Source organism: Methylorubrum sp. B1-46, from assembly GCF_021117295.1.
Lineage (GTDB): Bacteria > Pseudomonadota > Alphaproteobacteria > Rhizobiales > Beijerinckiaceae > Methylobacterium.
Window position 1 is genome coordinate 661,452 of record NZ_CP088247.1, and the last position, 25,375, is coordinate 686,826.

A 25,375-nucleotide genomic window follows, 5' to 3' on the forward strand; every position below is an offset into this window, starting at 1 on the left:
CCATGACAACCGGCGTCTACCTGTTCGACCTCGCCTCGCAGCACGCGCGCTACCTCGCGACGCGGCAGGCCACCATCGCCGGCAACGTCGCGAACGCGAACACTCCCGGCTACAAGGCACGGGACGTGGTCCCCTTCGCCCAGGTTCTGGCGCGGACCGGGCTCGACATGTCCTCTACGAGCGCCGCCCATCTCGAAGCTCAGGGCAACCGCATCCCCGTGCGCGAGGGCGCGTCCACGGGGAACTGGGAAGTGCTCGAATCATCGAGCGCGGTCAGCCTGGAGCAGGAGATGCTCAAGGCCGGTACCGTCTCCCGCGAGCACAATCTCGATACGGCGGTGGTCAAGTCGTTCCATCGCATGCTGATGGCCGCGGTGCGGAGCGGGTCATGATTGATCCCCTGCTCTCCGCCTCGCGGCTCGCCAGCGCCGGCCTTGAAGCGCAATCGCTGCGCATGCGGGTCGTCTCGGAGAATCTCGCCAACGCGCAATCGACCGGTTCGACGCCGGGGGCCGACCCCTACGCCCGCAAGACGGTGACCTTCCGAGCCGAACTCGACCGGGCGGCGGGCCTCGCCTCGGTGCGCCTGCGCGAGATCGGCACCGACACCGCCCCGTTCCGCACCGAGCACGACCCGGCCAACCCGGCAGCGGACGAGAGCGGCAACGTCAAGCTGCCCAACGTGAACATGCTCGTCGAGATGGCCGACATGCGTGAGGCCAATCGCTCCTACGAGGCGAACCTCCAGGTCATCAAGCAGGCCCGGGCCATGGTCGCCAGCGTCATCGATCTCCTGAAGTCCTGAGACCGCCCGCGATGATCGAAGCTCTTTCCTCCCTCTCGGCCTTCGACAAGATCGCCGGCACCTCGTTCGCCGAGACGGCGCCGACCCAGAAGGCCGCGTTCAGCCCCGCCGCCGTTTCCGGCATCGCCGGGCCCGCCACCACGGCGCCCACCGATTTCGGCGACGTGATGGCCCAGGTCGCGGCCAGCGCCCGCGACGCCATCCGCACCGGCGAGGCGACGGCGATCTCCGGCATCCAGGGCAAGGCTACCGCGCAGCAGGTGGTCGAGGCGGTGATGTCCGCCGAGCAGAGCCTCCAGACCGTGGTGGCGATCCGCGACAAGGTCGTCGCCGCCTACCTCGAACTCAGCCGCATGCCGATCTGATCGGTCACCTCAAGGAATCCTCGCCATGCGCGCGCTCGCCATCGCCGCCACGGGCATGTCCGCCCAGCAGCTCAACCTCGAAGTCATCGCCAACAACATCGCCAACCTGAACACCACCGGGTTCAAGGGCGCGCGGGCCGAGTTCACCGACCTGCTCTACCAGGCCGAGCGGCAGCAGGGCGTGCCGAACCAGGCGGGTCAGGAAGCGGTGCCGGAGGGCGCGATGCTCGGCCTCGGCGTGCGCGCCGCCGCGATCCGCAACCTGCACCGGCAGGGGTCGCTCGCCAACACCGGCAACCAGCTCGATCTGGCGGTGAACGGGCGCGGCTACTTCCAGATCACCAGCCCGGCCGGCGAGATCAACTACACCCGCGCCGGCTCATTCAATAAGAACAACGCCGGCCAGCTCGTGACCATGGAAGGCTACGCCGTCGATCCGGCGATCCTGATCCCGGCCAACACCACCCAGGTGACGATCAACGAATCGGGTCAGGTCTTCGCCAAGATCGATGGCCAGGTGGCGCCGCAGAATATCGGCCAGCTCACGCTCGCCAACTTCGCCAACGAATCCGGCCTGGAGCCGCTCGGCAACGGCCTCTACCGCGAAACCCCGGCCTCCGGCGCGCCGGTCGTCGGCAATCCCGGCGACGTGAGCTACGGCCGGCTGCAGCAGGGCTACCTCGAAGGCTCGAACGTCGATCCGGTCAAGGAGATCACCAGCCTGATCACGGCCCAGCGCGCCTTCGAGATGAACTCGAAGGTGATCCAGGCCGCCGACGAGATGGCCGGCACCGTCTCCAAGGGCATCCGCTAGCGCCCGCTGCGTCCTGCGCGACGTTCCTCCCTTCCCCTCCTCCGGCGCGATCTTCCATGCCCCGCAAGACCTTCGTCCGCGGCCTCGTGCTCGCCGCCCTCGCTGCCGGCCCGGTCGTCGCCGCACCGGCGCGCGCCGCCGAGGGCATGGCGAATGCCGAGCTCATGCTGCCGGTGCCCACCGTCACGATCTATCCCGGCGACACGATCAAGGACTCGATGCTGCGGATGCAAGCCTATCCCGCGACCTACCGGGCGCGCACGGCCGTCATCGACGCTTCCGCCGCGATCGCCGGCCGCACCGCCCGGCGGATGCTGCTGCCGGGCGAGCCGGTGCCGGTCAACGCCGTCGACGACCCCCGCCTCGTCAGCCGGGGCGCTCCGACGCAGATGATCTTCGAGGAGAACGGCCTCGTCATCACCGCGATCGGCGCACCGCTTCAGAACGGCGGGCTCGGCGAGACCATCCGCGTGCGCAACACCGACACCAACCGCATCATCCTCGGCACGGTCATGGCCGACGGCCGCATCCGGATCGGCGCGCAATGACCCCCCTCCGCCGCCTGTTTCTCGCGGTTCTGCTCGGCCTGCTCACCGGCCTGGGCTTCGCCGTCATGACCGGTCCGGTCTTCGCCGCCGGCACTCGCATCAAGGACATCGCCACACTGAAGGGCGTGCGCGACAACCAGATCTTCGGCTACGGCCTCGTCACCGGCCTGCAGGGCACCGGCGACACCCTGCGCAACGCGCAGTTCACCGAGCAGTCGCTGCAATCGCTGCTCGACCGGCTCGGCATCAACGTGCGCGACGCGCGCCTGCGCACCCGCAACATCGCCGCCGTGATGGTGACCGCCGACCTGCCGCCCTACACCGGCACCGGCTCGCGCATCGATGTGACCGTCACCTCCATGGGCGATGCCACCTCGCTGCGCGGCGGCACGCTGCTGATGACGCCGCTCACCGGCGGCGACGGCCTCGTCTACGCCGCGGCGCAAGGGCCGCTCGCCGTTTCCGGCTTCTCGGTGCAGGGGCAGGCCGAACAGCTGACGCAGGGCGTGCCGACGGCCGGCCGCATTCCCAACGGCGCGTTGATCGAGCGCGAGGTGCCCGGCACCTTCCGCGATCTGCCCGAACTGGTGTTCGAGCTGAAGAACCCCGACTTCAAGACCGCGATCCAGATCTCGGATGCGATCAACGCGTGGTCGCTGGGCGCCTTCGGCCGCCGCATCGCCAGCGCCCGCGACCAGCGCGCGGTCGTGGTGATGCGCTCCCGCCAGATGGCCCAGACCCGGCTCGTGGCGCAGATCGGTGACCTGACGATCCAGCCCGACACCCCGGCCCGCGTCGTCGTCGACCAGCGCACCGGCACGGTGGTGATCGGGCGCAACGTGACGATCTCCACGGTCGCGATCACGCATGGCAACCTGACGGTGCGCGTCACCGAAGCGCCGGAGGTGTCGCAGCCGGAGCCCTTCTCCAACGGCCAGACCGTCGTGGTGCCGCGCACCGAGGTGACGGCGCGGGAGGAGCGCGGCAAGCTCGCGATCCTCGGCGGCTCCGACCTGCAGACGCTGGTTCGCGGCCTCAATCAGGTCGGGCTGAAGCCCACCGACATCATCGCGATCCTGCAGGCGGTGAAGACCGCCGGCGCCCTCCAGGCGGAGCTCGTGGTGCAGTGATGAAGACGACGCTGCGCACCGCCCTGTGCTGGCTCGCCCTCTCCGGTATGGCTCTCGCCGCCGGCGGCGAGCAGGCCGACCCGGCCAAAGAAGCGGCGATGCGGGCGCTCGCCGCCCGCGACGCGCCGAAGGACGTCTCGGCCCAGGACTTCGTCGCCAAGGAGCCGGCCAAGACCGGCTACTGCGCCAACATCGCCGACGCCGCGGCGGATGCCCGCTTCGCGTGGCAGAAGGAGCAGCTCGCGGTGATGGAGCGGCAGGTCGAAGAGCGGATCAAGCTCCTCGAAGAGAAGCGGGCCGAATACGAGGCATGGCTCAAGCGCCGCAACGAGTTCCTGGCTAAGGCCGACGAGAGCGTGGTCGCCGTCTACGCCAAGATGCGGCCCGACGCGGCAGCGCTCCAGCTCGCCAACATGCCCGACGAGGCGGCCGCCGCCCTGCTGACCAAGCTCAACGCCCGCACGGCCAGCGCCATCCTGTCGGAGATGGAAGCCGCGCGGGCCGCCAGGCTCGCCCGCGCCATGACGGAATCCGGCAGCAAAGACGCGACCGCGCCGGCGGCGAAGAAGAACCAGAGGTCGTGATGCGCATCCCTGCCACCGCCGCGGCGGCCCTGTTCACCCTCTCGCTCGGCGCCTGCCAGAGCGATCTCGATCGCATCGGCCGGCCGCCCGTGCTGACGCCGATCGGCACCGGCCTCAACGCACCTCGCGAGCCGCTGCCGACCTCCTTCGGCGCGCTCAGCCCGCGCCACAGCTACCACTCGACCTGGAGCCCGGCGAGCGCCGCCCTCTACCAGGATCCGCGCGCCCGCGACGTCGGCGACGTCATCACGGTCAGCATCGCCATCAACGACAAGGCGCAATTCGACAACGCGAGCGAGCGCGGCCGCAGCCAGAAGAGCAGCCTCGGCTTCGATTTCGGCTACGGCATCTCGGCGCTCAAGGACACGGCCACGGCCGATACCGGCATCCGCTCCGGCACCGAGACGAAGGGCCAGGGCTCGATCGACCGCAAGGAATCGCTCAGCCTCTCGGTGGCGGCGGTGGTCACCGAGGTGCTGCCCAACGGCAACGTGGTGATCTCGGGCTCGCAGGAGGTGCGGGTCAACAACGAGGTGCGCGTGCTTGAAGTCGCCGGCATCGTCCGTCCGCGCGACATCTCGCGCAAGAACACCATCGACTACGACAAGATCGCCGAGGCGCGCATCTCCTACGGCGGGCGCGGCCGCATCACCGACGTGCAGGGCCCGACGCTTGGCCAGCGCGTCTTCGAGACCGTGGCGCCGTTCTGACGGCGCGCTCCGAGCGCGCTCGCGCGAACGGCGCGCCGCCGTTGCGGCAAACCGCTCCTACCGCGAAGCGATGCGAGCGAACCCAGGAGGATCGAGTTGGCGGACGCGAAGGACGGCAAGAAGGTCGGCAAGGGCTGGATCGGGGCGCTCGCGCTCGTCACCCTCGTCGCCGTCGGCACCGGCGGCGGTCTCGGGGTCTACCTCCTCGGCAGCGTCGAGAAATCGGTCGACCTCAAGAAGCGCGAGGAAGCCGACAAGGCAGTGAAGGTGTTGAACTATACCGGCGACCTCTCCCTGCGCAGCGTCGGCTCCGTGGTGGCCAACCTCGCCGAGCCGACCGATTCCTGGGTGCGGATCGAATCCTCGGTCGTCTTCAAGACCGGCTCCTTGCCGAACCCCGACGTGACGCTGGCCGAGATCCGCGCCGACGCGCTCGCCTATCTCCGCACGATGTCGATGGCGCAGATCGAGGGCGCCAACGGCCTCCAGCACCTGCGCGAGGACCTCAACGAGCGCGTGGCGATCCGCACTAAGGGGGCGGTGCGCGAGCTCATCGTCGAATCGCTGGTGGTGCAATGAGCAGGCGGAGGATTCGGCGCCTGACACTCGCCACGGCCGTCCTGGGCCTGTCCGCCACCGCCGCCCTGGCGCAGGGTGCGGCGCCCGGCGGCGTCACCGGCGTGCCCGGCCTCGATGCCCTGCTGCCGCCGGGCAACGGCGCCGCATCCGGGCGCATCATCCAGCTCGTCGCGCTGCTGACCGTGCTGTCGCTGGCGCCGGGCCTGCTCGTCATGGTGACGAGCTTCACGCGGTTTGCCGTCGCCTTCTCGTTCCTGCGCTCCGGGCTCGGCCTGCAGAGCACGCCGGCCAACCTGTTCCTCGTCTCGCTCGCCCTGTTCATGACCTTCTACGTCATGGCACCGACCTTCGACCGCGCCTGGAACGAGGGCGTGAAGCCGCTGCAGGAGAACCGCATCGGCGAGGAGGAGGCCTTCACCAAGATCGTCGAGCCCTTCCGCGAGTTCATGACCCAGCACGTGCGCCCAAAAGATCTTCAGACGTTCACGGACCTAGCGAGCCGCAACTTCCCGAAGGCCGAAGCCGGCGAGAAGATCGACCTGCGCATCCTGATCCCGGCCTTCATGATCTCCGAGCTGCGCCGGGGCTTCGAGATCGGCTTCCTGATCGTGCTACCCTTCCTCGTCATCGACATCATCGTCTCCACCATCGTGATGTCGATGGGCATGATGATGCTGCCGCCCACCGTGATCTCCTTGCCGTTCAAGGTGCTGTTCTTCATCCTGATCGACGGCTGGAACCTGCTGGTCAGTGGTCTGGTGCGGTCGTTCTTCTGACAGAACCGGTCATTCGAGAGGCTGTCGCGCCGTGTGGCGAAACCTTTGCACGATGATCTCGTCGCCGAGGTAGCAATCGATCAGGTATCGGTATGGCGTCAGGAAGACACGGCGTACGCCGCGTACCGAGGTTCTGACGCCGAGATGGGGCTGCTCTTGCAACAATCGGAGCAGATGCGTCAGACGGGCCTCGATCTTGGCGGCCCCTTGCGGCGAGCGATCGCGAACTTAACTTAGCGCCGTATCGATCTGCGAGAGCGCCTGCCTCTGGAAGCGGAGGGGCAGACGTGGGCGCCTCGTCACGTTGTGCAGTACTTGAAAAAGGCGGCACTCACCTCATCATCCGTCGCGAACTCGCCCCGCTCCATTTCGGCCCGCGCTTCGAGCAAGTCGGCCTCTTCGACCGGCGTCAGCGTGAGAACCTCATCGTCCTCACCCGAATAGGCAAGGACGAGACGCGCGATCTCATCCTGCACGGCGGCAGGCTGGGCCTGGGCACGTTCCATCGCCCGTTCGAGCAGCTTGGTCATGGATATGCCTCTCGAGATCAGCGAATGGAGCAGAAGCGCGTAGAATGGGGCGCAGCTTTCAAGTAGAAATCTGCCGGTCAGCGGCTCGGTGCGCTCAGTCGTCGGAAGCGCAGCATGGCGCGGTAGGCCCGCCGCTCGGTCTCGGCCTGCACCGTGGTGGCGCGGACCTGCAGCAGGTCGCGCCGCGTCAGGAGCCCGACCAGAGCGCCGCTCTCGGGATCGGTGACGACCAGGCGGCCCTGGCCGGTCGCGGTCATCACGTCGAGGGCGTGGGCGACCACGTCGTCGGGATGGACCACCGCCAGCGGCAGGCCGGTCATCTGCGCCCCGAGCCGTTCCGCCCCGTGTCCGCCCTCCAGCGTCCAGTGCAGGGCCTGCCCGCTCGTCGCGAGGCCGACGGGGCGACGCGCAGCGTCGAGCACCGGATAGGCCTGATGCCGCCCGGCCTCCATCGCGGCAACCGCTTCGGCGACGCCGCTCTCGGCATCGAGGGTATCCACATCACGGGTCATCACGTCGCGCACGCGGGTGAGTGCGTAGGCGTCGATGGCGTATTCGCGGGTGACGTGCTGACCCCGACGGGCGAGCTTTTCCGTGAGGATCGAGCGCTTCAGGAGCAGCACGGTGACGGCGTAGGCCGTCACCGTCGCGGCCAGAAGGGCGCCGAGGACACGGACATCGCCGGTGAGTTCGACGGCGAACAGGGCACCGGTGAGCGGCGCCCGCATGGTCCCGCCGAGCATCGCCGCCATGCCGAGCAGCGCCCAGAAGCCGTGGGCACCCGGCAAGGCGAGGCCCGCGAGCCAGCCCATCGCCCCGCCGACGATCAAGAGCGGGGCCAGCACGCCGCCGGAGGTGCCGGAGGCGAGCGCCACCAACCAGATCGCCGCCTTGACCGCGAGGATGAGCAGCACGGCCTTGATTGCGAGGTCGCCGTTGAGAAGGTCGCCGATCACGTCGTAGCCGACGCCGAGCGCCCGCGGCTCGATCAACCCGCCGAGGCCTACGAACAGGCCGCCGATGGCCGGCCACCACATCCAGTGCAGCGGGAGCCGCTCGAAGGCATCCTCCAGACGGTAGAGCAGGGTCGTCAGAAGGCCCGACAGCAGGCCGGCCAGAAGGCCGATCCCTGCGCAGGCGATCAGCCCCCAACCGGGCAAAGCCGGATCGCTGGCGAAGGGAAACAGCGGTCCGGCCTCGAACAGGAACGGGCGAAGCGCCGCAGCCGTGAGCACCGCCGCGCTCACCGGCACGAAGCTGCGCGGGCGCCACTCGAACAGCAGCAGTTCGACCGCGAGCAGCACCGCCGCGACGGGTGTGCCGAAGATCGCGGTCATGCCGGCCGCGGCGCCCGCGACCAGCAGCGTCTTCCGCTCGGCGTCGCTGAGTTGAAAAAGCTGCGCGAACAGCGAGCCGACCGCGCCGCCGGTCATGATGATCGGCCCCTCGGCGCCGAACGGGCCTCCGGTTCCGATCGAAATCGCCGATGAGAGCGGCTTCAGCACCGCGACCTTCGCCGACATCCGGCTCCTGCCGATCAGGATCGCCTCGATCGCCTCGGGGATGCCGTGTCCGCGGATCTTTTCCGAGCCGTAGCGGGCCATCAGCCCGATCACCAGGCCGCCAACGATCGGGATCAGCACCGTCCAGAGCGAGGGCGTCACGCTGCCGAGCGAGCGCGGAACGGTGTCGAGCGTGCCGAACCACGCGAGGTTCGTCACCAGCGCGATGAGCCGAAGCAGGCCAGCCGCCGCCAGGGTCGCGCCCGCGCCGATGACGAGCGCCATCACCACGAGGATCAGGATGCGGGGGTCGGCGGAGAAATCACCGAGCGGGCGCCGCACGATCTGGTTCGGCACGGGCCGGTGGACCGGCGCATCCTGACTCACGCATACCTCCTTGGATCGGCTGCGGTCGTTATATGTCGTACTACGATATAATCTAGATCAGATTGGTGGATTGAGCGGCGCATGGCGGGTGAGACATCGGCTGAGAAACCGGGGGAACTCACGCGGTCGCACTACGCGGCGCTGGCGGCCTTCCGCTACGAGTTGCGGCGCTTCCTCGCCTTCAGCGAGGCGGCGGCGCACGCGGCCGGACTCCCACCGCAACAGCATCAGGCGCTGCTCACCGTCGCCGGTCATCTCGGGCCGGAGCCCCCGACGGTCGGCCATCTCGGCGAGCGGCTGATGATCGCCCCGCACAGCGCCGCCGAACTCGTGACCCGCATGGTCGCGGCCGGTCTCCTGACCAAGAGCCGCGGCGCGCAGGACCGGCGGCGGATGGAACTCGCCCTCACTCCGGAAGCCGAGGCGCTTTTGCGCCGACTGACCGCGGCGCATCTTGAGGAACTCGGCAGCCTGGAGCCGGCCTTGATCCGGGCGCTCGCGCTCCGAAGCGACGCGGTGCCGGCTCCGGAAAAGGCGCAGCGGACGGAGGACGCAGGGGTGTCCGGCCAGGGCGGTGAGGCGCCGCAAAGGTCGGACGCGGTCAGCGTCCGGACCGATCAACGCCCGTAGGACCAGAGATCGCGCCCGAACGCCCAAATCAGATACGTGTGCAGCGTCCTCAAACGCGCGAGGGCCGCTCGGGCCTGATCGACGACCGCCCCGGCCTCGACGCGGAGAACGACGTCCGGCCCCTCGTCCGGATCGCCCTCGGCGATGAACAGCGCTCCGTCCCGGGCGACGATACGCATGAACCAGCCCTGGTCGATATCGTCCCAGACCACGCCGTCGGGACCCGCGCCGGCGAGCGCCGTCAGGACGGCGCTCGTTTGCGGTACGTCGTCAGTCCAGGGGAAGACCACGACCGGCTGGTCCGCCTCCATCAGCAGCGGCGTCACCGAGAAATACGGGAACGGATGCGCCAGCGCCGCGGGCTTATCGTGCCGCCGGGCTTCGGCGATCAACCTCTCGTAATGGGCAACCAGCGCCACCTCACGGCCCGGCAGATCGATCGCCGCAGCGAGATTGGCAACGCGGCACGGCAGATCGGGCGGATCGAGGGTCAGGCGCAGCCGCTCCCAATCGCCCAGGCCGATGCCGTAGTCGGGGCCGACATAGAGGCTATCGGCGATGCGGAAGGCGGCATCGCACAGGAAGGGGCCAAGTGGCCGGGCCCGGGTCATCCAGGCCTCATCCGGAAGCGCGAAGAGCATGACACCGCATTTTGAGGACCGGTCCGTGCCGCGTCGTGTCGCAATCCCCGCGCAAGGCTGAGCCCGCATTCAGGCTGGCGACGCATGTCAGGTCGCCAACGGGATCGGTCCGGGGATGTTCGGTCGCGAGCAAGCCGAAAGATTGTGGAGCAACATTGTCGATCTCGGCGCGAGGCGGCTGATCGCCCTCGGGCTGGTCGGCCTTCTTGTGTTTCTCGGCGTCGGCATCGGCGCCTACTATCTCAGCCGTCCGGCGCAGGAGATGCTCTATACGGGCCTGTCGCGTGAGGACGTTTCGCGCATCGGCGGCGTGCTCAAGGACAACGGCATCCCCTTCGACGTGTCGTCCGACGGCAGCGCGGTGCTCGTCTCCTTCGGCCACACGGCGCAAGCGCGGATGCTGCTGGCCGAAAAGGGCCTGCCGCAGAGTTCCAAGTCCGGCTACGAGCTGTTCAACGATCTGGGCTCGCTTGGCATGACCTCCTTCATGCAGGAGGTGACCCGCGTGCGGGCGCTGGAGGGCGAGATCGCCCGCACGATCCAGGGCATGAAGGGCGTGCGCGCCGCCCGCGTCCACTTGGTGCTGCCCGACCGCGGCTCGTTCCGCCGCGACCAGCAGCCGGCCTCGGCGTCCGTGGTGGTGCGCACCGAGCCCGCCGACGACGTCTCCGGCGCGCAGGCGATCCGTCAGCTCGTGGCCTCGGCGATTCCCGGCATGAAGCCGGACCGCGTCACCGTGATCGGCTCCGAGGGCACGGTGCTGCTGGCGGGCGATGATGCCGGCACGGCCCCCACCGGCAAGATGGCGACGCTGGAGAAGTCGGTGAGCCGCGAGATGCAGGACAACATCCGCCGCACGCTCGCGCCCTATCTCGGCGTCGGCAATTTCGAGGTCAGCGTCGCGACGCAGCTCAACACCGACAAGACTTCGACCAACGAGACGATCTTCAACCCCGACCAGCGCGTCGAGCGCTCGGTGCGTTCGGTGCGCGAGAGCGAGAACGCGCAGAACCGCAACAGCCAGCGCCCGACCAGCGCCCAGGAGAACCTGCCCGACCAGCGCACCCGCTCGGACGGCAACGACCAGTCGAGCAACGAGAGCTCGAAGAAGGAAGATCTCACCAACTACGAGATTTCCCAGAAGACCGTTCAGACGGTGAGCGACGGCTACGCCATCCGCCGTCTCTCGGTGGCGGTGCTGGTCAACCGCTCGCGCCTGACCGCGCTTGCCGGCCCCGATGACAAGGCCGCGCTCGAGAAGCAGATCGCGGAGATCGAGGAGCTGGTCGGCTCGGCCGCCGGCTTCAGCAAGGAGCGCGGCGACACGATCAAGGTCGCGGCGGTCGGCTTCGTCAACGACGGCCAGCCGCTGGAGCCGGTGCCCCCGCTCTCGCTCACCGACGTGATGATGAAACAGTCCGGCACGCTCATCAACGCGGCGACCATCCTCGTCGTGGCCGGCCTGCTGATCTGGTTCGGCCTGCGCCCGGCGCTGCGCGCCATCCTGGCGACGCCGGAGACCGCCGCGATCGAGGCCTCGGCGCTCGCCGGCCCCGAGGGGGCGCCGGCGCTGGCCGGAGGCATCGCCGCCGACGGCACGATGGCGCTCGCTGCGCCGGGCGCCGCGCTGCCCGGCACGGTCGGTCCCACCGAGGCGGCCAAGCTCCCCGCGCCCGGCGTTGCCGGCCTGCTGGAGGAATTGGAGGACAAGATGGCCCGCTCGCCGCAGAAGCGGCTGGAGCAGCTCATCGACATCGACGAGGAGCAGGTGGCCGCCGTGCTCAAGCGCTGGCTCATGCGTGAGGAGCCGGCGTGATGGACGCGGTGATCGCCCGCTACCTACCGGATTTTTCCGCGCCCCCGCCGCCCGCCGCGGCGGCCGCCGACGAGCCGGATTTCTCCGGCCTGTGGTTCCGCGCCCCCGCTCTGGAGCCGATCCCGGCGCCGGCCGCGCCGCAGCCGGCATCCAAGGTCGAGCCCGTGACGGGGGCCGATGTCGAGCCTGAGATCGAACCCATCCTGCCCCGCACCGCCGCCGTGGCGCGGCCGGTGGAGGACCGCGAGGCGCTGATCGCCGCCGCCGAGGCGCGCGGGCGCGAGCAGGGCCGCGCCGAGGCGCTGGAAGAGGCGTCCGTGCAGGCCGTGCTCGAGCGCGCGGCGCAGCAGGCCCTGTTCGAGGAGGGGCTGGCGCAGGCCCGCCGTGACTGGAGCGAGGCGCAGGGCGAGGCCCTGGCCGCCGCCTTCGCTGCGGCAATGCAAGCGCTCGACGCGGCCCTGTCGGAGCGCGTCGCGCGGCTGATCGCGCCGGTCCTGGGTCAGGCCCTGCAACGGCAGACCCTCGACGAACTCGGCGCCGCCCTCCGGCGCATCCTGGCCGAACCGCAGCGGCCGGCCGTGCGGGTGCGCGGACCCGAGGATCTGATCGCGGCCCTGTCGGCCCGGCTCGGCGGCCTCGCCACCGGCATCGCCTTCGAGGCGGATGCGGGACCGGAAGTGAATGTGAGCGCGGGCGAGACCGTGATCGAGACCGAACTGGCGGCCTGGAGCCGCCTGATCGCTGCCGCCGTCGCCGAGGCGTGAGATGTCCGAGCACGCCCAGGAAATCATCATCATCAAGCGCCACGGCGACCACGAGGACGGCCATCACGGCGGTGCCTGGAAGATCGCGCTCGCCGACTTCATGACGGCAATGATGGCGCTGTTCTTGGTGATGTGGCTGATCAACTCCACCAGCAAGGAGCAGAAGCAGACCATCGCCGAGTACTTCAACCCGGTGAAGCTCGCCGAGGTCACCCACGACCGCAAGGGCGTGAACGACCCGCAGGACACCCCCAACGATCCCGCACCGAGCGGCAAGGGCAAGGGCGACGGCGGCAGCGCCGAGGGGAAAGGCGACGCGGCCGGTGCGCCGGGCAGCCGCGCGCGCGAATCCGCCCTGTTCCAGGACCCCTACGCCGTGCTCGCCAAGCTCGCAGGCGAAGCCGAGACCGGGCCGGAAGCCGCAAGTGCGGATGCCTCGGCCCTCGACGCGGGCCAGCCGGGCGTGGCCGGCGGCGAGACCGGACGCGACCCGTTCGACCCGCTCTACTGGCAAGTGGCGAACCTGCCGCGCCAGCGGACCGACAATCCCGGGACTCTCGACACCGTCGCCGCCGCCCCGGCCGAGGCGCGCCTCGACGCACGGGCCCCGGTCGGCGCCCCGGTCAAGAAGGAGCCGCCCAAGGAGATCGGGAAGGAGAACGCGAAGGAGGTCGCCCGGCAGAGCCTGCACGAGGCCATGCGGAAGGCCGGCGTCAAACTCGCCTCCGCCGAGCCGATGCCGCTGGACGCCGCCAAACCGATCGGACTTGCCAAGCCCGCAGCGGAGGCAGGGCCGGAGGCGCCCGCGCCTGAGGTCAAGGTGCCCGAGACCAAGGTGCCGGACGCAAAGCCGGCCCAGCCCGAGCCGCAGCGGGTCGCCAAGGCGGAGGCGCCGCCCGTGAAGGAGCCGCCGGCGGCAGCCGATCAGGCCGCGAAGGCGGCCGAGACCGCCGCCCTCTCCGCCCTGAAGGCCGAGATCGCACGCGCCGTGCCGTCTCTGCCCAACACCGCGCCCGCCCCCAACGTCGAGGTGCGCCGCACCGGCGAGGGCGTGCTCATCAGCATCACCGACGAGATCAATTTCAGCATGTTCGGCGTCGGCTCGGCCGAGCCGACGCCGAAGGTGGTCAAGGCGCTGGAGCGCATCGCCAAGATCCTCAACAGCCGCCCCGGCCGCATCGTCGTGCGTGGCCATACCGACGGACGCCCGTTCCGCTCGGAGACCTACGACAACTGGCGCCTGTCCTCGGCGCGGGCGCAGATGGCCTCCTACATGCTCGTGCGCGGCGGCCTCGACGAGGCGCGCATCGAGCGCATCGAAGGCTACGCCGACCGCCAGCCGCGCATCGCCGCCGACCCGAAGGCCGCTGAGAACCGCCGCATCGAGATCCTGCTGCGGGGCCTGCCGGAATGATGTCCTTTTGTTGGGAGTCTCCGGCCCGGTTCAGCCGCGCCGCTCTTCTCGCACCCGCGACGAGACCGGGGAAGGCGCCCCGGCCCCGCGTCCTCGCGGCGTCCGCCCTCATCCTCTGCCTTGCCATCGCCCCGGCCAACGCCGCCGATCACGGCGACGGCCATGCACCGGCGGACGCTCACGCCGCCGGCGATCACGGCGGGCACGGCGCCCCTGCAAAGCCGATCGAACCGCTGCCGGTGAAGGCGCACGGTCTGCCGGTCGAGCTGACGCGCACGCTCCAGCTCCTGCAGGACCGCATCGCTCGCGGCTCGACCCAGGCGCATCTCGCCCAGCGCCAGCTCCTCGGCCATATCGAGCAGCGGCTGATCGCCCTCGACCCCAAGACGTGGACGGAAGCGGAGAACGTGCGCGCGGCCGTCACCTTCGCGCTGGCGGGCGGCGGGCCGGCCGCCCTGCGGGTGCTGCTCAGATCCGGCAAGGCGCCGGAGGCGGAGCAGTCCCTGGCGCTCGGAGCGCTCGCCTATCTGGAAGGTCGGGAAAAGGAGGCGCGGGCCAAGCTCTCCGGCATCGATCCGCGCACGATGCCGGCTGGCCTTGCAGGCCAGCTCGCGCTGACGCAATCGGCGCTGATGGTGCGCGAGGCGCCGGCCAAATCGCTCGAATTGCTGGACCTCGCGCGATTGCTGGCCCCCGGCACACTGGTGGAAGAGGGCGCCCTGCGCCGCCAGATCTTCGTGGTCGCGCAGGGCGGCGACGCGCGGCGCTTCGAGGCGCTTGCGATCCAGTACCTGCGCCGGTTCCGCCGCTCGGTCTATGCCGGCAACTTCCGCCAGCGTTTCGCCGGAGCGCTCACCCGGCTCGACTTCGACAGCGACCGCACCCGCATCGCCAGCTTGGAGCGGATGCTCGACGAGATCGAGCCGGAGAGCCGGCGCGACCTCTACCTGCTCGTGGCGCGAGCCGGGCTGGAGCAGGGCCGCCGAGAGACCGCCCTGTTCGCCTCCGAGCGGGCGATGGGTCTCGCCGCACCGGATTCGCGGCCGGCGGCGCAGGCGCGGCTCTATCGCGGCGCGGCGCTGATCGTGGCGGATGGGCGCTTCGAGGAGGGCTACGAGGCCCTGCGCAGCCTCGACCGCGCCGATCTCGCGGTCTCTGACGCCGAACTCCTCGATTCGGCCCTCTCGGCCGCCCGGCAGATCCGCACGCCCGCCCCGACCGCCGAGGCCGCGCCGGCCCCGCCGCCCTCGGCGAGCCGGCCGATCCCCGAATCCGCCTCGCTCCTGCGGGCGCAGGAGGCCCTGGCCCGGGCCGAGCGCGCCATGGACGGGGTCACCGGCACGCCCTGAGACCCTCCCGCTCTCCAACCATCGGACGATCGACCCGTGATGCGGTCCCTCGACACCCTCCTCCCGATGCGGCCGAAGGCCGAGGCCGGCCGCGCGCCTACCGGCGAGGATCCGCGCACAGGCGGCGCTTCCGATTTCGAGTCCATGCTCGGGGCGCTCGAGAACGAGACCGCGCCGTCCGGAGAGGCTCCGTCGGACGCCACTGAGGCCGGTGCGGACGGCCCGCCCGCGCTGCCCGCCGATGCGCCGGTTGCGACCGCGCCCGGCTCGGCCCTGCAAGCCTTGATGGCGCTCACCGGTCCCGCCGCCGGGCCGGTTCCCCCCGCCACCCCGGAGGCTGGCCTTGAAGCGATGGTGCAGCGGGCCGCGGCGCGGGCCGGCTCCGGGCCGAGCCCACTCCCCACGGCGCCGGCCCTGTCGATCTCCCAGGTCGGATTAGAGACGCATTTCGCGCCCGTTCGGCCCGGTCTGGTCGCGCCAGCCACGGGATCCGGGCCGGTTGCGAACGGAACCATCGCGTCGCCGGTCCTCCCGGAGACCGGCGGTGTCGACGCCGACGTTTCGCCCTCGATCGTGCGGGACGACGCGCCCCGGCTTTCGTCCCCTTCGATCGCTCCGGCTCCGGCCGCAGCGGTGTCCGAGCCGCCCGTCGCCGGGCCGGATCGATCGTCGCTCGCGGCGCTGCGCGGCGCTGTCCATGATCTCGCCGCCGGAAGCGATGACGCGGTCCCTGCTCAGGGCAGTCCCGCACCGTCCAGGCAAGCGGCCGTCGAGCAGCCATCCGCCTCGACGGTCACCCCAGCCGCGACGCGGCCGGCGCCCGCCATCACAGCACCGCCCGGAGTACCGGCGACGGCCGCCGCTGCAGCGACACAGCAGCCGACGTCACTCGATGAAGGCCAGAACCGGGCCGCGGGCGCGGCTGCCGTGTCGGCAGCGCCTGCGCACCGATCCGCCGGCACGGCGCGGGGGCCCGCCGCCGCACCCGATGCCCTCGGGGGGCCTGCAGGCCGCGGACGCACCGTGTCCCGCGGCGACCGGCCAGAACCAGCCGGTGCCGCGGCGTCGGCGCCGCCCGCCGAGGGCCTCAGCCGTGGCGATCTCCCCGAGCCGGCCGCTGTGGCCCAGGCCGGTGCGACGCAACCGGTCCACCGCGATCCGGAGCCGGTGCGGCAGCAGCCGGACGGCCTCGCGCGTCCTGAAACGCCCGCGGAACGTGCCGCCGCGTCGGTGACGCGCGCGAAGAGCGATGCGGAGGTTGGCACGGACGCCGCGAGCGGCGGGACTTCGACCGGGGCGCCGCGTTCGGAGATGCCGGCCGAACCGGTCCTGCAAGCGGGCGCGCCGGCTCCGGTGCCGGCCGCGCCGCTGCGCCAGATCGTCGATGCGGTCACCGCCCAATTGCCCGCGGCGGTCTCCGCTGCGCAAACCCGCCCGTCGACGGCCCCGACCGAGACCGGGCCGCTGAAGATCCTGACGCTCCAACTCCATCCGGCCGATCTGGGCACGGTGCTGGTGCGGATGCGCTTGCAGGACGGGCGGCTGGAGATGAGCCTGCGCACGAGCCGAGAAGAAACCGCCGAGCGCCTGCGCAAGGAGGGTGACCTGCTCTCCGGTCTGCTGCGGGAGGCCGGCTACGAGGCCGATACCGTGACAATCCAGGCAGGCGGCGCCGGGCCCGGTGAATCCGGATCGCGCGGCCAGGGCTTTGCCACCTTCGCCAGATCGCAGGGCGGGCAGCCTGACAGACAGCCGGGCGCGGCGACGCCCGATCAATCGGGCCGGCGCCCGTCCCCTCGCGCGGACGAGGCCGCCATGCCCACCGAGGAGCAGAACCATGAGACGGATTCTCGCGGGCGCGATCACGGCAGCCTGTATCTCTAGCGCGGCCGGCCCGAATGCGGCGACCGCGCATTCCACCGCCGCCGAGGGCGCAGCAGAGGCCGCCTCCGCGCAGACGAGCGCGATGGGCGGCGACGCGAGGGGCAGTTCCAAACGTCCCCCGATGGCCGGCGCCTCCCGCGTCTGCGAGCGCCAGATGGCGCAGGCGGCCGCGAAACACGGCGTTCCGCTCGGCATGCTCTACGCGGTCGGGCTGACGGAGAGCGGCAATCGCGGCTCGCTCCAGCCCTACGCCATGAACATCGGGGGCAAGGCCTATTTCGGCAGCACTGCGGCGGACGTGGTGCAGCGTCTGACCCAGGCGCAGCAGGAGGGCGTGCGCCTCGTCGATCTCGGCTGCATGCAGATCAACCACCACTATCACCGGGCGAAGTTCGCCTCGCTGGAGGCGATGATCGACCCGGCCCAGAACGTCGAGTACGCGACCCGCTTCCTGAAGGAACTGAAGGAGCGCGAGGGAAGCTGGACGCTGGCGGTCGCCCGCTATCATGCCGGGCCCAACAACAACCCGGCGCAGAAGCTCTATGTCTGCCGGGTCATCACCAACATGGTCGCCTCCGGCTTCGGCAACTGGACGCCGGGTGCGAAGGCATTCTGCCAGTAGGCAAGCTCAGCCGATGTAGGTGTAGCCCATGTAGCGCTTGGCCTCGATCGGGTCGTGGCCGAGCCGCTCGGTGAGCTTCCGGCGCAGCTTGCTCACATGGCCCTCGATCACGCTCTCCTCGACGCCGTTGCTGTAGACGCCGTAGACCACGTTGAAGACCTGGGTCTTGGTGAGCCGGCGCCCGCGGTTGCGCACGAGGTATTCGAGGATATGCCGCTCCCGACGCGGCAGGGAGAGCGGCACGCCGTCGATCTCGGGATCGCGCCCGTCGTGGAAGACCTTGAGCCGGTCGGACGCCTTGGCCTCGCTCGCGCTCGCGCCCTCCGGCTCGCCCTGCGGGACGGCGCCGTTGACCCGGCGCCAGATCGCCTCGGACCGGGCCAGGATCTCGCGGACATGCACGGGCTTGGGCAGCACGTCGTCGATGCCGGCCTCCAGGAGTTCGACGGTCTGCTCCAGGGAGCGCAGGTCGGCCAGTGCGATGATCGGGGCTTGGGACTGCTTGCGGATCACGCTCGCGCATTTCGCCCGCTCCTCGAAATCACCGAGGAGGAAGCCCTGAATTGCTTCGAGGTCGCTGCGGGAGGCCGCCTGGAGCCAGCCCAGGAACTCCTCGGGCATGAGCGCGAACGAGGAGACCCCTTCGCGCTCGAAGCTGGCCTTGTAACCCGCGTTCACGGTGTCGCGCGGATCGACCAGAAAATACATCGACGACCATCCCCCTGACCCCACCGGATCGTCCCGGCCTTGCTCTGCGATCTGGGCAGGTTTTGGGCACCTCTCGGAGGCCATGGCCCTGTCCTCCGCGAGGCTTCGAGTCGCTCTGCCGACACCGTCATGTAGTGCGGCGGCGAGAGGGTCAATCGAGCGGAATGTACAATTCCATACATGGACAAAAGTTGTCCGCTGAGCGCCGGTCCGGAACCGTCATGGGCGTCTCGTCTGCGGCTCGTCCGTCGCGGGGAAGCGTGCGATTCGCGGCCCTCAGGCGTGTCCGACCCGGGCTTGCCGCACGGCGTGGGCGAAGCCTTCGAGGGAGAAGGCTCCGGTATCCTCGGCGACGATGCGCTGGATCGCGACGCCCGCGAACACCTCGTCGAGAACCAGCTTGAAGAACACGGTCATCGGCTCGGCGGCGAATTCGAGATCGAGGACCACCTGCATCGAGCGGCCCCAGTCGAGGCACACGTCGGCGGCATCCGCGTAGGTCAGGACCGATTCCTTGAAGAACAGCTCGGCGGAGGAGGAGACGATGTCGGCGATGTTGCCGTGCCGCTCGCCGCGGATCCAGCCGATCAGCACGCCGCCGTCGAGCAGGCACAGCTCGCCGATGAAGTCGCGCAGCGCCTCGGCAAAGATCTGCTCGGCGGCCGCATAGGCGTGCGGGACAGCCGACGGCCCTGGCGCGAAACGTTGGACCTGAGGGGTCATCGGGCTCTCGCGAAAAGGAAGAAAAGGATCTGCGCCACGGCGCGGTAAAATTCTGCTGGAATCGTCTGATCGACCTGCACAGCATCGTACAGCGACCTTGCGAGAGGCTTGTCCTCGATCACGGCGATGCCTTTTTCCTCGGCGATCGCGCGGATCCGCAGGGCGATGAGATCCTGCCCCTTGGCGAGGACGAGGGGGGCCGGGTTCTCGGAGGGCTCGTAGCGCAGCGCCACCGCGAAATGGGTCGGATTGGCGATGATCACGGTCGCGCGATCGACGTTGGCGAGCATCCGGTTGCGGGCACGGTCCTGTGCGAGCGAGCGCAGCCGCGCCTTGACCGAAGGGTCGCCCTCGGTCTGCTTGTGCTCGTCCTTGATGTCTTGGCGCGACATCCTGAGCGAGCGCTGCCAGCGCAGGCGGGCCCAGACGAGGTCGCCTGCCACGATCACGATGGTGGCGATGGCCACCGCCGAGACGAGCCGGATCGAGACCGTCAGGATCAGTTCGGGCAATTGGCTCGGATCGACGAACATGGCGTTCACGGCTCTTGTCCGCTCCGAGCGGAGGAGCAGAAGGGCGACGACACTGACCGCAAGGAATTTAACGACGGATTTCAGGAACTCGACTTGACCCGAAGTTCCGAAGATCCGCGAGAAGCCCGCCATCGGCGAGACCCGCGACCATTTCGGCGTGATCCGATCGACGACGAGGCGCGGCAGGTTTTGCAGCAGCGAGGCCGCGAGGCTGCACACCGCCAGGATCAGCAGGATCGGCAGGAGGAAACGGCCCGCCGCCATCGCCACGCGGCTCAGGAGCAGCATCGCGTCGCCGCCGGTCTCCAGGGAGAATCCGCGCGGATCGTCGAGGATCGGCGCGAAATCGCCCGCGAGCTGCGCCGCCTGCCCGCGCGCGAACAGGGCGAGCGCGATCAGCAGGCCCAGCGTCGAGGCGAAGACCGGCGCCTCGCGCGAGAACGGGATGTCGCCCTTCTCGATCGCTTCGCGGACGCGCCGCTCGGTGGCAGCTTCGGTCTTGCTCTCCTTGTCCTCGTCCCCTGCCACGGATCAGCCCTGTCCGCGGACGCGGCCGGTGCGACGGGCGTCAGCGGATGAGCGCGTCATCCTCGCCTCCCGGATTGATCTCGATCTCCCCGCGCCCGGCCATGTCCATGGCCATGTCCGTGATGGAGCGGCGCGCCTCCATGACGTCGCGCTGCGCCGCCGGCTCGCCGCCGTTCAGCTCGTGCTCGACCATGCGGCGCACGCGCGCCGAGAGAGCGCTGAGCACCGTGGTGCGGAACTCCGCGTCGGTCCCCTTCAGGGCCAACACCAGACGGTCGTTGGGCACGGCGTCGAACAGGGTGGTGCGGGCGCGCGGCGCCAGCTTGACGATGTCGTCGAAGGTGAAGAGCAGACCCTTCAGGATCTCGACCGACTTCGGACGCGACTCGCCGAGGCTGGTGAGCGCGTCGTCCATCTGCTGGCGCTCCATCTTGTTGATGATGTCGGCCATCTTGGCGTGCGTGTCGGCGCCGGAGTTGCGCGCGCCGTTGATCATGAAGTCTTCGTGCAGCGTCTTCTCGATCGCGTGCAGCACGTCGTCGACGATCGGCTTGAAGCTCAGCATCCGCCGCATCACCGTGTTGCGCAACGGCGCGGGCAGATGGCCCATCACCTTGGCGGCGGTGGCGGGCTTCACCTTGGAGAGGATCAGCGCCGCGGTCTGGGGATGCTCCTTGACGAGGTAGCTCGCCAGCACGCTCTCCTGCACGGTGCCGAGCCGCTCCCAGACCGAGCGGGTGGCGTTGCCGCGCACGTCGGCGAGGATGTCGGCGATCTGGTCGGCCGGGAGCAGGCCGCTGAGCAGCTTCTCGACCTCGTTGGCGGTGCCGATCAGGCTGTTGCCGGCGGAGAACTCGGCGGAGAAATGCTCGACCACCGTGTCGAGTTGCTCGGGGCTGACGGCGCCGAGGTTCGAGGCCGAGCGGGTGATGCGTTTGAGCTCGTCCGGCTCGAAATACTTGATGAGCCGCCCGGCCGCGGGCTTGCCCATGGCGAGCAGCAGCGCCGCGACCTGATCGACGGGTTCGAGCCGCCGGGCCGTCACCGCGCGGGCGGTCGCGGCGCCCGCCGGGACGACGTCCGAAGCGACGGGGCTGGATGCCAAAGAACTCGATGCCAACGGGCTCGCGGACATGACGGCGGGCGCTCGCCGAGGCTCAGGCGTTCGGGTCGGCGGCGGAGGGGCCGACCACTTCGGTCAGCGACACCCCGAACCGGGAGTTGTCCTCCTCGACGATCACGATCTCGCCGCGGGCGATGACGCGGCCGTTGACCATCACGTCCACCGGCTCGCCGACACGGTGATCGAGGGGGACGACGGCACCGCGCCCGAGCTTCATCAGGTCGGCCACCGGCATCGTCGCGGAGCCCAGCACCACCTGCATCAGCACCGGGATGCGCAGGATCGAATCGAGGTTGCGCCCGTCGCCGACGCGGGGCTCGGTGCCGGCGAGATCGGTGTCGGGGAAGGGGGTGCTGCTCATCGCTCGGGCTCGTCGGGTCCGCTTCGTGCGTGAGGACGGTCTAGCCGGCTTGGCTGACGCGAGGCTGTCGCCGGCGATGCGAGCCGATCCCTTCCGTCCTGCGGCGCCGGCTGACATTTCGCTGACGGCGGCCGTCAGGATCGCGGGGCCGCGCGGTGGCATCAGGAGTCACCCCAACACCGAAACCGGAGCAGACCCCCGTGAACACCCGCAAGACCGCGCTCACTGCCACCCTGATCGCCGGCCTCGCCGCCGCACCGGCCCTGGCCGACACGCCCGGAAAGGACTGGATGCCGATCGATCAGGTCCTGACCAAGCTGACCGAGGCCGGCTACGGCTCGGTGCGCAGCATCGAGGCCGATGACGGCGTGTGGAAGGCGAAGGCCAGCCGCGACGGCCGAGCCGTCAAGGTTCGGCTCGATCCGCAGACCGGCGCCATCGTCGAAAAAGCCGGCAAGGCGAGCGACGATTGAGGTGCAGGCCGCCTCACGCCTTCTCGGAGCGCGCCGCGACGAGCGCAGCGCGCGACGCTTCCAGTTCGGCGAGCGCCGCCCGCGCCTCGTCGATCTTGAGGCTCAAGGCGTCCAGCACCTCCCGGCCTTCCTCCTTGAAGGCGCGCACCGCCTCGCCGGCCTGGGTCAGGGCCACGCCGGAGGCGGCCACCGCCGCGCCGTACTCGGCCTGGGTCCGGTCGAGGCGCTTCAGCTTGAGGTACATCGGCACCACGCAGGCGCTCGTGGCCACGAGCGCGACGAGGAGAATACCGTCAACCAAGGAGCCCATGGGCGCCCTCCTTCTCCGGACTGATCGCGTCCTCGACCCGCAGGACGTAGGCACCCTGCGACTGCCCGGCCCGGCACCAGAACAGCGGCCGGTCGTTGCCTTCGAGCTTGACCCGCGTCGCGGGGGTCGCATCCAGGGTCAGCACCTGCCCGACCTTGAGCCCCGCGATCTCACCGAGCGTCAGGTGACGCTCCTCGAGAACGGCGCGCAGGCGCACGGCCGTCTTCTGCACCTCCGCCGCGATCTGCTCGGCCCAGCGCGGATCGCGGGCCGAGGACTCGCCGGTCAGCACCTTGCCGAGCGCCGGGCGCAGCGGATTCAGCACCGTCTGCGGAATGATGAGGAACATCTCGCCGCCGCGGTTGAGCGCCTGGAGCAGGAACTTGGCCTGCACCGCCTTGTTCGAGCGCCGGCCGATCACCGCGAACTCCATCCGGGTCTCGGTGCGCTCCAGGCGGAAGCTCGTCTGAGAGACGAGGCCGAACGAGGATTCCAGCGCCTTGCCGACCTGCTCGAACACCATCTGCGCGATGCGCAATTCGATCGCGGAGAAGGTGCGCTCGTCCTCCACCGGCGGCTCGGAGCCGTCGGAGCCGAACAGCACCTCGGTCATGGTGTAGATGAAGTCGCGGTCGAGCCCGACGAGAACGTGCCCGTCCCAGCCCGGCGCGTGGAAGATGCCGACCACCGCGTTGGCATCGTAGGTATCAAGGAACTCGCCGAAGCGCCCGCTCTCGACCCCGCTCAGGGAGTAGAAGGTCGAGGAGGCAGCGAGATGCTTGGCCGCGTCACTGCAGGCGGTGGCGAGGCGGTCGAACACCACGCTGAGCATCGGCAGCCGGTCGAGCGACAGGCCGCCGGCCTCCTGGATGCGGGTGCGGATGTCGGCCGCGGGCTTGGTCGCCGTGACGAAGGGCGGGAGGACCGGGGCAGACTCGGTCTCGGGCACGGTGTCGAAGGTCTGGGTCTCGTCCATCGCAAAAAACCGTTACGCCGCGGCCGGTTCGGCGCGGGCGCCCGGCACGGTGGCGCTCTCGACCTCGTCGATGGTCGGGCGGTCGGAGCCGGCGATGCCCTTGCGGCCGTGCTCGATCGCGACCTGGGGCAGCGCGCCGTTCATGTAGGCGATCAGGCTCTGCTTCACGATGGTGTAGACGCTGCACTGCTTCTCGCGCACGCCCTTGATCTTCACGGCGAGCGGGGCGAGCATCCCGTAGGAGGCGAACACGCCGATGAAGGTGCCGACCAGCGCGGCGCCGATCAGACCGCCGAGGATCTGCGGCGACTGGTCCAGCGCGCCCATCGCCTTCACGATGCCGAGCACCGCCGCGACGATGCCGAGCGCCGGCAGCGCCTCCGCCACGGTGTTGATCGCGGCATAGGGCTTGAGCTTGTACTTCTTGTGCGTGCCGATCTCCTCCTCCATCAGCGCCTCGATCTCGTGCGAGCGGGCGTTGCCGATGAGGATCAGGCGGCAATAGTCGCAGATGAACAAGACCAGATCCTGGTCCTTGGTCACCTCGGGATAGTTCTTGAAGATCTCGGAATTGGCCGGATCATCGAAATGCGTCTCGACCTCATTGCGCGGCTTGGTCTTCAACTCGCGCATCAGGGCGTGCAGAAGTCCCAGCAGCGAGAGGAAGTCCTGGCGCTTCGGCCCCTTGTTGGTGAAGGCCTCCATCGTCGCCTTGCCGGAATCCATCACGGTCTTCATCGGGTTGGCGATGACGAAGGTGCCGGCTGCCATGCCGAAGATGATGACGAACTCCCAGGGCTGCCAGATCACGATCAGATGCCCGCCCATGGCGACGAAGCCGCCGAGCATGCAGCCGATCGCGATGACGAGGCCGACGAGGATTCCCATGGGAGGCTCCGGAGACACCTTTGCGGGGACGGGCGCCGACGCGCGGCACCCCTTTGTTCGAGCCAATAGGAGGGGTGGCTTGCGCGGAGCTTTTTGGAACGATGCGGCGGCCCGGCTTGGAGGCGGGCGCGCGAGCGCATAACTGACGCTCATGACGTATGGCGATGCGCCCGGCCGATGGGCGGGCGCACCGCGTCCGGCGGACACCCGCCGCCTCGCATTCGCGGGGACAGCCGGCGATGAGGCCCTCTCATCGACGGCTGGCATCCAACCTGTTTCGAACGAACCGGAGCGCCTCCTTGGCCCAGACCGACGACCGCCTGCCGCAGATGCACGCCACGACGATCCTGATGGTCCGCAAAGGGGGCCGGGTGGTGATCGGCGGCGACGGACAGGTCAGCCTCGGGCAGACCATCGTGAAGGGCAATGCCCGCAAGGTCCGGCGGCTGGCCAAGGGCAGCGTGATTGGCGGCTTCGCGGGTGCGACGGCCGACGCCTTCACCCTGTTCGAGCGGCTGGAGGCCAAACTGGAGCAGTATCCCGGCCAGCTCACCCGCGCCTGCGTCGAACTCACCAAGGACTGGCGCACGGACCGCTACCTCCGCCGCCTGGAGGCGATGATGCTGGTGGCCGATCGTGATGTGAGCCTGCTGCTCTCCGGTTCCGGCGACGTGCTGGAGCCGGAGACCGGCGTCATGGCGATCGGGTCGGGCGGCAACTTCGCCCTCTCGGCCGCCCGAGCGCTGGAGGACGGCGATCTCGACGCCGAGGCGATCGTGCGCAAGGCGATGAAGATCGCCGCCGAGATCTGCGTCTACACCAACGGCAATCTCGTGATCGAAGCCCTCGACGCGGGCTGACGGCCGCGCTCCCTGGAAAGCCGGGCTTCGCCCGCTTAGATC

At 69.8% G+C, this 25,375-nt stretch carries 30 protein-coding genes and 1 pseudogene; 19 read left to right on the top strand and 12 right to left on the bottom strand.

Translation table 11 applies throughout. The features are described 5' to 3' along the window. The first annotated feature begins 2 nt into the window (after positions 1 to 2). From flgB to fliP, 10 genes are all read left to right on the top strand, one after another. On the top strand, positions 3 to 392 hold the full coding sequence (gene flgB / locus LPC10_RS03200; RefSeq protein WP_231345431.1) for a flagellar basal body rod protein FlgB: 390 nt from the start codon (positions 3 to 5) through the stop codon (positions 390 to 392). Then, entirely contained in the window at positions 389 to 805 is a 417-nt protein-coding gene (gene flgC / locus LPC10_RS03205) for a flagellar basal body rod protein FlgC (protein ID WP_108938666.1), read from the top strand. The genes flgB and flgC overlap by 4 nt, the downstream gene beginning before the upstream one ends. A gap of 11 nt (positions 806 to 816) precedes the next feature. Then, positions 817 to 1,170: a flagellar hook-basal body complex protein FliE gene (locus tag LPC10_RS03210; protein WP_231345432.1), complete on the top strand. Its 354-nt coding sequence runs from the start codon at positions 817 to 819 to the stop codon at positions 1,168 to 1,170. Between the two features lie 25 nt (positions 1,171 to 1,195). Next, a complete protein-coding gene (flgG, locus tag LPC10_RS03215) occupies positions 1,196 to 1,984 on the top strand; it encodes a flagellar basal-body rod protein FlgG (protein WP_108938668.1) in 789 nt (262 codons plus the stop codon). Positions 1,985 to 2,040: 56 nt separating this feature from the next. Next, positions 2,041 to 2,532 (top strand): flagellar basal body P-ring formation chaperone FlgA, encoded by a 492-nt coding sequence (gene flgA / locus LPC10_RS03220; protein ID WP_231345433.1) that lies wholly within the window; start codon positions 2,041 to 2,043, stop codon positions 2,530 to 2,532. Beyond that, complete coding sequence (gene flgI / locus LPC10_RS03225) at positions 2,529 to 3,662, top strand: flagellar basal body P-ring protein FlgI (protein WP_231345434.1); 1,134 nt, start codon at positions 2,529 to 2,531, stop codon at positions 3,660 to 3,662. Before flgA ends, flgI begins: the two co-directional genes overlap by 4 nt. Beyond that, complete coding sequence (locus tag LPC10_RS03230) at positions 3,662 to 4,246, top strand: MotE family protein (RefSeq protein ID WP_231345435.1); 585 nt, start codon at positions 3,662 to 3,664, stop codon at positions 4,244 to 4,246. The genes flgI and LPC10_RS03230 overlap by 1 nt, the downstream gene beginning before the upstream one ends. Beyond that, complete coding sequence (gene flgH, locus LPC10_RS03235) at positions 4,246 to 4,956, top strand: flagellar basal body L-ring protein FlgH (RefSeq protein ID WP_231345436.1); 711 nt, start codon at positions 4,246 to 4,248, stop codon at positions 4,954 to 4,956. The genes LPC10_RS03230 and flgH overlap by 1 nt, the downstream gene beginning before the upstream one ends. Before the next feature lie 96 nt (positions 4,957 to 5,052). Beyond that, entirely contained in the window at positions 5,053 to 5,535 is a 483-nt protein-coding gene (locus LPC10_RS03240) for a flagellar basal body-associated FliL family protein (protein ID WP_231345437.1), read from the top strand. Next, a complete protein-coding gene (gene fliP / locus LPC10_RS03245; protein ID WP_231345438.1) occupies positions 5,532 to 6,311 on the top strand; it encodes a flagellar type III secretion system pore protein FliP in 780 nt (259 codons plus the stop codon). The genes LPC10_RS03240 and fliP overlap by 4 nt, the downstream gene beginning before the upstream one ends. Positions 6,312 to 6,320: 9 nt before the next feature. On the opposite strand, the gene LPC10_RS25660 is transcribed toward fliP, so the two are convergent. The 3 genes from LPC10_RS25660 to LPC10_RS03255 form a co-directional block, all read right to left on the bottom strand. Further along, the gene (locus tag LPC10_RS25660; RefSeq protein WP_370644641.1) at positions 6,321 to 6,476 is read right to left on the bottom strand and encodes a hypothetical protein; all 156 of its coding nucleotides are present in this window, start codon (positions 6,474 to 6,476) and stop codon (positions 6,321 to 6,323) included. 134 nt (positions 6,477 to 6,610) lie between these two features. After that, positions 6,611 to 6,841, bottom strand: a complete 231-nt coding sequence (locus LPC10_RS03250; RefSeq protein WP_231345439.1) for a hypothetical protein — start codon at positions 6,839 to 6,841, stop codon at positions 6,611 to 6,613. 77 nt (positions 6,842 to 6,918) lie between these two features. Then, the gene (locus LPC10_RS03255; protein WP_231346949.1) at positions 6,919 to 8,628 is read right to left on the bottom strand and encodes a chloride channel protein; all 1,710 of its coding nucleotides are present in this window, start codon (positions 8,626 to 8,628) and stop codon (positions 6,919 to 6,921) included. Between the two features lie 183 nt (positions 8,629 to 8,811). On the opposite strand from LPC10_RS03255, the pseudogene LPC10_RS03260 reads away from it, so the two are divergent. Beyond that, positions 8,812 to 9,228: pseudogene (locus LPC10_RS03260) on the top strand (MarR family winged helix-turn-helix transcriptional regulator); the annotation flags it as partial. Positions 9,229 to 9,347: 119 nt separating this feature from the next. Here the strand turns inward: LPC10_RS03260 and LPC10_RS03265 are convergent. After that, the gene (locus tag LPC10_RS03265; protein WP_231345440.1) at positions 9,348 to 9,971 is read right to left on the bottom strand and encodes a hypothetical protein; all 624 of its coding nucleotides are present in this window, start codon (positions 9,969 to 9,971) and stop codon (positions 9,348 to 9,350) included. A 145-nt stretch (positions 9,972 to 10,116) separates the two neighbouring features. Here LPC10_RS03265 and fliF point away from each other — a divergent pair, with 145 nt between their 5' ends. Genes fliF through LPC10_RS03295 form a run of 6 tightly spaced genes read left to right on the top strand, consistent with a single transcriptional unit; the run spans position 10,117 to position 17,850 of the window. Then, entirely contained in the window at positions 10,117 to 11,817 is a 1,701-nt protein-coding gene (fliF, locus tag LPC10_RS03270) for a flagellar basal-body MS-ring/collar protein FliF (protein ID WP_231345441.1), read from the top strand. Then, a complete protein-coding gene (locus LPC10_RS03275) occupies positions 11,817 to 12,581 on the top strand; it encodes a hypothetical protein (protein WP_231345442.1) in 765 nt (254 codons plus the stop codon). Before fliF ends, LPC10_RS03275 begins: the two co-directional genes overlap by 1 nt. A 1-nt stretch (position 12,582) precedes the next feature. Beyond that, complete coding sequence (locus LPC10_RS03280; protein ID WP_231345443.1) at positions 12,583 to 13,995, top strand: MotB family protein; 1,413 nt, start codon at positions 12,583 to 12,585, stop codon at positions 13,993 to 13,995. After that, entirely contained in the window at positions 13,992 to 15,344 is a 1,353-nt protein-coding gene (locus LPC10_RS03285) for a chemotaxis protein (RefSeq protein ID WP_231345444.1), read from the top strand. The genes LPC10_RS03280 and LPC10_RS03285 overlap by 4 nt, the downstream gene beginning before the upstream one ends. A 39-nt stretch (positions 15,345 to 15,383) precedes the next feature. Then, entirely contained in the window at positions 15,384 to 17,228 is a 1,845-nt protein-coding gene (locus LPC10_RS03290; protein ID WP_231345445.1) for a flagellar hook-length control protein FliK, read from the top strand. Beyond that, positions 17,182 to 17,850, top strand: a complete 669-nt coding sequence (locus tag LPC10_RS03295) for a transglycosylase SLT domain-containing protein (RefSeq protein WP_231345446.1) — start codon at positions 17,182 to 17,184, stop codon at positions 17,848 to 17,850. Before LPC10_RS03290 ends, LPC10_RS03295 begins: the two co-directional genes overlap by 47 nt. Positions 17,851 to 17,856: 6 nt before the next feature. Here the strand turns inward: LPC10_RS03295 and LPC10_RS03300 are convergent, their stop codons facing one another. The 5 genes from LPC10_RS03300 to fliN all read right to left on the bottom strand — a co-directional run bounded on the left by LPC10_RS03300 (position 17,857) and on the right by fliN (position 21,826). Beyond that, positions 17,857 to 18,558 (bottom strand): response regulator transcription factor, encoded by a 702-nt coding sequence (locus LPC10_RS03300; protein WP_231345447.1) that lies wholly within the window; start codon positions 18,556 to 18,558, stop codon positions 17,857 to 17,859. A 276-nt stretch (positions 18,559 to 18,834) separates the two neighbouring features. Beyond that, positions 18,835 to 19,281, bottom strand: coding sequence for a hypothetical protein (locus LPC10_RS03305; protein WP_108938682.1), 447 nt, complete (start codon positions 19,279 to 19,281; stop codon positions 18,835 to 18,837). After that, entirely contained in the window at positions 19,278 to 20,342 is a 1,065-nt protein-coding gene (gene flhB, locus LPC10_RS03310; protein WP_231345448.1) for a flagellar biosynthesis protein FlhB, read from the bottom strand. The genes LPC10_RS03305 and flhB overlap by 4 nt, the downstream gene beginning before the upstream one ends. A 40-nt stretch (positions 20,343 to 20,382) precedes the next feature. Next, positions 20,383 to 21,462 (bottom strand): flagellar motor switch protein FliG, encoded by a 1,080-nt coding sequence (locus tag LPC10_RS03315; protein WP_231345449.1) that lies wholly within the window; start codon positions 21,460 to 21,462, stop codon positions 20,383 to 20,385. Positions 21,463 to 21,499: 37 nt separating this feature from the next. Beyond that, on the bottom strand, positions 21,500 to 21,826 hold the full coding sequence (fliN, locus tag LPC10_RS03320) for a flagellar motor switch protein FliN (protein WP_231345450.1): 327 nt from the start codon (positions 21,824 to 21,826) through the stop codon (positions 21,500 to 21,502). A gap of 200 nt (positions 21,827 to 22,026) precedes the next feature. On the opposite strand from fliN, the gene LPC10_RS03325 reads away from it, so the two are divergent. Then, positions 22,027 to 22,299 (top strand): PepSY domain-containing protein, encoded by a 273-nt coding sequence (locus LPC10_RS03325; protein ID WP_231345451.1) that lies wholly within the window; start codon positions 22,027 to 22,029, stop codon positions 22,297 to 22,299. Between the two features lie 13 nt (positions 22,300 to 22,312). Here LPC10_RS03325 and LPC10_RS03330 read toward each other — a convergent pair whose 3' ends face one another. The 3 genes from LPC10_RS03330 to motA are packed head-to-tail and all read right to left on the bottom strand — an operon-like array spanning position 22,313 to position 24,473. Further along, positions 22,313 to 22,609: a hypothetical protein gene (locus LPC10_RS03330; protein ID WP_133090527.1), complete on the bottom strand. Its 297-nt coding sequence runs from the start codon at positions 22,607 to 22,609 to the stop codon at positions 22,313 to 22,315. After that, positions 22,593 to 23,585, bottom strand: coding sequence for a flagellar motor switch protein FliM (locus LPC10_RS03335; protein WP_231345452.1), 993 nt, complete (start codon positions 23,583 to 23,585; stop codon positions 22,593 to 22,595). Before LPC10_RS03335 ends, LPC10_RS03330 begins: the two co-directional genes overlap by 17 nt. A gap of 12 nt (positions 23,586 to 23,597) precedes the next feature. Next, a complete protein-coding gene (gene motA, locus LPC10_RS03340; RefSeq protein WP_108938689.1) occupies positions 23,598 to 24,473 on the bottom strand; it encodes a flagellar motor stator protein MotA in 876 nt (291 codons plus the stop codon). Positions 24,474 to 24,772: 299 nt separating this feature from the next. On the opposite strand from motA, the gene hslV reads away from it, so the two are divergent. Further along, complete coding sequence (gene hslV, locus LPC10_RS03345) at positions 24,773 to 25,333, top strand: ATP-dependent protease subunit HslV (RefSeq protein ID WP_197711601.1); 561 nt, start codon at positions 24,773 to 24,775, stop codon at positions 25,331 to 25,333. Positions 25,334 to 25,375 lie beyond the last annotated feature (42 nt).

What these genes read in the sequence shown, in the direction of transcription:
- flgB (WP_231345431.1), top strand. Translation starts at nt 3, where the DNA reads ATGACAACCGGCGTCTACCTGTTCGACCTCGCCTCGCAGCACGCGCGC.
- flgC (WP_108938666.1), top strand. Translation starts at nt 389, where the DNA reads ATGATTGATCCCCTGCTCTCCGCCTCGCGGCTCGCCAGCGCCGGCCTT.
- LPC10_RS03210 (WP_231345432.1), top strand. Translation starts at nt 817, where the DNA reads ATGATCGAAGCTCTTTCCTCCCTCTCGGCCTTCGACAAGATCGCCGGC.
- flgG (WP_108938668.1), top strand. Translation starts at nt 1,196, where the DNA reads ATGCGCGCGCTCGCCATCGCCGCCACGGGCATGTCCGCCCAGCAGCTC.
- flgA (WP_231345433.1), top strand. Translation starts at nt 2,041, where the DNA reads ATGCCCCGCAAGACCTTCGTCCGCGGCCTCGTGCTCGCCGCCCTCGCT.
- flgI (WP_231345434.1), top strand. Translation starts at nt 2,529, where the DNA reads ATGACCCCCCTCCGCCGCCTGTTTCTCGCGGTTCTGCTCGGCCTGCTC.
- LPC10_RS03230 (WP_231345435.1), top strand. Translation starts at nt 3,662, where the DNA reads ATGAAGACGACGCTGCGCACCGCCCTGTGCTGGCTCGCCCTCTCCGGT.
- flgH (WP_231345436.1), top strand. Translation starts at nt 4,246, where the DNA reads ATGCGCATCCCTGCCACCGCCGCGGCGGCCCTGTTCACCCTCTCGCTC.
- fliP (WP_231345438.1), top strand. Translation starts at nt 5,532, where the DNA reads ATGAGCAGGCGGAGGATTCGGCGCCTGACACTCGCCACGGCCGTCCTG.
- LPC10_RS03250 (WP_231345439.1), bottom strand. Translation starts at nt 6,841, where the DNA reads ATGACCAAGCTGCTCGAACGGGCGATGGAACGTGCCCAGGCCCAGCCT.
- LPC10_RS03255 (WP_231346949.1), bottom strand. Translation starts at nt 8,628, where the DNA reads ATGGCGCTCGTCATCGGCGCGGGCGCGACCCTGGCGGCGGCTGGCCTG.
- LPC10_RS03265 (WP_231345440.1), bottom strand. Translation starts at nt 9,971, where the DNA reads ATGACCCGGGCCCGGCCACTTGGCCCCTTCCTGTGCGATGCCGCCTTC.
- fliF (WP_231345441.1), top strand. Translation starts at nt 10,117, where the DNA reads ATGTTCGGTCGCGAGCAAGCCGAAAGATTGTGGAGCAACATTGTCGAT.
- LPC10_RS03275 (WP_231345442.1), top strand. Translation starts at nt 11,817, where the DNA reads ATGGACGCGGTGATCGCCCGCTACCTACCGGATTTTTCCGCGCCCCCG.
- LPC10_RS03280 (WP_231345443.1), top strand. Translation starts at nt 12,583, where the DNA reads ATGTCCGAGCACGCCCAGGAAATCATCATCATCAAGCGCCACGGCGAC.
- LPC10_RS03285 (WP_231345444.1), top strand. Translation starts at nt 13,992, where the DNA reads ATGATGTCCTTTTGTTGGGAGTCTCCGGCCCGGTTCAGCCGCGCCGCT.
- LPC10_RS03290 (WP_231345445.1), top strand. Translation starts at nt 15,384, where the DNA reads ATGCGGTCCCTCGACACCCTCCTCCCGATGCGGCCGAAGGCCGAGGCC.
- LPC10_RS03295 (WP_231345446.1), top strand. Translation starts at nt 17,182, where the DNA reads ATGAGACGGATTCTCGCGGGCGCGATCACGGCAGCCTGTATCTCTAGC.
- LPC10_RS03300 (WP_231345447.1), bottom strand. Translation starts at nt 18,558, where the DNA reads ATGTATTTTCTGGTCGATCCGCGCGACACCGTGAACGCGGGTTACAAG.
- LPC10_RS03305 (WP_108938682.1), bottom strand. Translation starts at nt 19,281, where the DNA reads ATGACCCCTCAGGTCCAACGTTTCGCGCCAGGGCCGTCGGCTGTCCCG.
- fliN (WP_231345450.1), bottom strand. Translation starts at nt 21,826, where the DNA reads ATGAGCAGCACCCCCTTCCCCGACACCGATCTCGCCGGCACCGAGCCC.
- LPC10_RS03330 (WP_133090527.1), bottom strand. Translation starts at nt 22,609, where the DNA reads ATGGGCTCCTTGGTTGACGGTATTCTCCTCGTCGCGCTCGTGGCCACG.
- LPC10_RS03335 (WP_231345452.1), bottom strand. Translation starts at nt 23,585, where the DNA reads ATGGACGAGACCCAGACCTTCGACACCGTGCCCGAGACCGAGTCTGCC.
- motA (WP_108938689.1), bottom strand. Translation starts at nt 24,473, where the DNA reads ATGGGAATCCTCGTCGGCCTCGTCATCGCGATCGGCTGCATGCTCGGC.